This window comes from Phenylobacterium sp. (genome assembly GCF_036502675.1).
Taxonomy (GTDB): domain Bacteria; phylum Pseudomonadota; class Alphaproteobacteria; order Caulobacterales; family Caulobacteraceae; genus Phenylobacterium.
On sequence record NZ_DASXYF010000045.1, the window covers coordinates 1 to 2,993 of the forward strand.

Annotated in this window: 3 protein-coding genes and 1 pseudogene; 2 read left to right on the plus strand and 2 right to left on the minus strand. The window is 69.7% G+C overall.

Annotated elements, in window-relative coordinates; translation table 11 throughout:
* Nucleotides 1-254 (minus strand): annotated as a pseudogene (locus VGL30_RS04850) (hypothetical protein); the annotation flags it as partial.
* A gap of 607 nt (nucleotides 255-861) precedes the next feature.
* On the opposite strand from VGL30_RS04850, the gene VGL30_RS04855 reads away from it, so the two are divergent.
* Nucleotides 862-1,362, plus strand: coding sequence for a hypothetical protein (locus tag VGL30_RS04855; RefSeq protein WP_331537358.1), 501 nt, complete (start codon nucleotides 862-864; stop codon nucleotides 1,360-1,362).
* A 75-nt stretch (nucleotides 1,363-1,437) separates the two neighbouring features.
* Here the strand turns inward: VGL30_RS04855 and VGL30_RS04860 are convergent, their stop codons facing one another.
* Entirely contained in the window at nucleotides 1,438-2,223 is a 786-nt protein-coding gene (locus VGL30_RS04860) for a hypothetical protein (RefSeq protein WP_331537361.1), read from the minus strand.
* A gap of 237 nt (nucleotides 2,224-2,460) precedes the next feature.
* Here VGL30_RS04860 and VGL30_RS04865 point away from each other — a divergent pair.
* Nucleotides 2,461-2,993, plus strand: a 533-nt coding sequence (locus VGL30_RS04865; RefSeq protein ID WP_331537363.1) for a carboxyl transferase domain-containing protein, incomplete at its 3' end; no start/stop codon positions are given.

Genomic DNA, 2,993 nt, shown 5'->3' on the forward strand with positions numbered 1-2,993 from the left:
GAGGGCACGGCGTGTTGCAGGTCGGCGCCGGCGCGGATGTCCTTGCGCGCCAGCTCCTGCGTGCCCAGCGCCGTCACCGACACCGGCACCGACTGCAGCGACTCCTGCCGCCGCCGGGCCGTGACGACCACTTCCTCGATCACCGCGCCGCCCGAGCGGGCGCCCGGCGTCTGGGCGAAGGCGGCCGATCCGCCGCCGCTCAAGGCCAGGACGCTCGTGGTGGCCATCAAGGCCCAGCTGATCCCGCTTCTCATGTTTCCATCCCCCGTTGGGTGTTTTGCTTCTGTGAGGCGCGTGGGGTTCCATGCGCGCTCGACGCCTACGCAACCGCGACCTCAGGCGTCGGCTCGCCAAGGTCGCAGATCAGAACTGTTGCAGATCAGAACATTTCGATTACCTGTGGCGCCTGCCGGATTCCGGCACGAGGAACTCCGCCCCCGAAGACGCCAGCGCCAGGTCGCGCCAAGTTTTTCTCCCTCTCATCGCGATGCTGCTTTCACGCAGTCTGAACGCGCCGCCGACGCTTCCCTGGCGGCAAGGCCGCCGACGCCGGTAAAAACCAAGGGACTGTAGTTTTTGCGCGAAGTCAACGCTTCGGGCGTTCCGCGCCTGTCGTCGGCCCCCGGTTGTTGCATCGACGAAACACCCCGCCGCGCCGTCCGGCGGCGGCAGGCCGCGATCGAATCAGGTCCGTCGACCCGGCGCCTTGCACGCCGCGCGCTCTTCGGGACAAATGCTGGCCGCAAAGGCGCCCCGCACGAGAAGGGGACACAGGGAGGGACTTCGGACCCGTTACGCCGGGAGCCTTCCCCTCCCGCAGGCTGTCAGGCGCCACGACCACTCACCCACGGAGGAAACCCAATGATCGGCGGCCCCATCATCCGGCATCTCGACGAATTTCCTGAAAACGAGGTGGTGCGGATCGAATACGAGGACGGGCGATCCTCCTCGATCCTCGAACGCTTCCTGACGATTCTCCCCAACTTCGTCAGCTTCTACAACCGCTGGGACCCCGGGATGATGTCCCTGAAGCACGGTCACCGCGGCGATCACGTGGTGTTCGTGCTCGAGGGCGAGGTGACCATCGGCGACCAGCTATGCCGCAAGGGCAGCCATATCTTCCTGATGCACGGCGATCGGTTCGGTCCCTGGATCGCCGGGCCTCAGGGGTGCGAGCTCCTGGGGATCATCGCCGGCGAAGGCGGCGCCTTCTGGAGCGACCAGGACATGACCGACTACCGTGACCTGCTCGCCCGGCACGGCGCCAAGCAAATCGCCGTGCCCAGGCTGCAGAACGTCGCGGCCTGGAAGGTCAGGCGCGATTCCCTGCCGGGGCCGGATCCGGAGGGCGGGAAGGGCTGAACGGCACGCAGGAAAAGCCTCCGCCCCACCTCGAACTCACCTCTTCCTCGGCGTCCCGGGGAAGAGGTGAAGCCGTCAGCCCGTAATACGGTAGCGTCCGTCGGTGTCCGGGCACACCCGCACATAGCGATATTCCGTGCGGTCGCCCCAATCGACCGGCGCCGGCGCCAGGCGGCAGCGCTCGCGGGCGTAGTAGTCATATCCGTAGCGCCCGCTGCGGCCGCGCCGGTCGAAGCCGCTTTCGCGGTAGGGAATGGTGTCGCTGTAGCTGAAGTAGTAGCCGCGCGGGTCGCACTTGGCGGAGGCCCGGCCGACGCCGGCGCCGATCGCGCCGCCGACCACCGCGCCCAGCACGGCGCCTTCGGGCCGCGCGTTGCGGGCGGCCACGTTGGAGCCCAGCGCGGCGCCGGCCAGGGCGCCGATCACCCCACCCGCCACCGCGCCGTTGCTCCGCTGCGAGCGGCAGGCGTCGACGGCGTCGGTATAGGCGGCGTCGCGGCCGTAGGCGTTCGCCCAGCGCGTCTCGTCCCACACTGGCGCCGGGCCGTAGCGCTGGGCATAGGCGCCCAGGCCGAAGCGGGCGTCGTATTCGGCTCGGGCCCGGTCGTAGTCCGCACGCTGGCGGTCGTAGTCGCGCCGCGCCTGCTGGTAGTCGATCCGCCGCGACTGGTAGTCGGCCCGGTCGTTGTCGTAGCGCTGCAGGTCTTGCCGGTACTGGTCGGTCGGCTGGTAGGGCGAGCCGCTCTCATACTGCCCGCGTTGGTACTGGTAGGAGGAGTCGCCGCCGTATTGGGCCAGGGCGGGCGCCGCGCCGGAGAGCGCCAGCGCGCCGGCCAGCCCGAGCGTCAGGGAAGTGTTCATGGTTGGCTCCGTGTCCTCGCGCTCCCGCCGCTGTCGTCCGCGGCTCCGGCGCATGCCATCTGGAGGTCGTTCCGGACCCCGCTGCGTCCCTCCGCAGACGTCGGCCCGGCGCGCCTCGGAGGGTCAACGTCCGTGGACAGCCGCGGTTGCAGGCCGGCTGGGCCGTCGCCCTTGTGACGCAGCCGCTTCCCGCCTAACTTCCGCCGCTTCCGCGAACGGCGAAGAGAAAATCCTCGAATGGCCGCCCACTACCTCGAATTCGAGCGGCCCGTCGCCGAGCTCGAGAACAAGATCGAGGAACTGTTCAAACTGTCCGAGACCGCGGGGCCGGGCGCCTTCGACGCCGAGATCGAGGCCCTGCGCGCCCGCGCCCAGGAACTGCGCCGCGAGGCCTACGCCAAGCTCGACGCCTGGCAGAAGACCCAGGTCGCCCGCCATCCGGAGCGGCCGCACTTCGTCGACTACTGCGCCGGCCTCATCGACGAGTTCGTCGAGCTGCGCGGCGACCGCAAGTTCGCCGACGACCAGGCGATCCTGGGCGGCCTCGGCCGTTTCCGCGGCCGGCCGGTGGTGGTGATGGGCCACGAGAAGGGCCGCGACACCGTGGGCCGGGTGAAGCACAACTTCGGCTACGCGCGCCCCGAGGGCTACCGCAAGGCCATCCGCCTGATGGACCTGGCGGAGCGGTTCAACCTGCCGGTGCTGAGCTTCGTCGACACCTCCGCCGCTTATCCGGGCGTGGCCAGCGAGGAACGCGGCGTCGCCGAGGC

What these genes read in the sequence shown, in the direction of transcription:
- VGL30_RS04855 (WP_331537358.1), top strand. Translation starts at nt 862, where the DNA reads ATGATCGGCGGCCCCATCATCCGGCATCTCGACGAATTTCCTGAAAAC.
- VGL30_RS04860 (WP_331537361.1), bottom strand. Translation starts at nt 2,223, where the DNA reads ATGAACACTTCCCTGACGCTCGGGCTGGCCGGCGCGCTGGCGCTCTCC.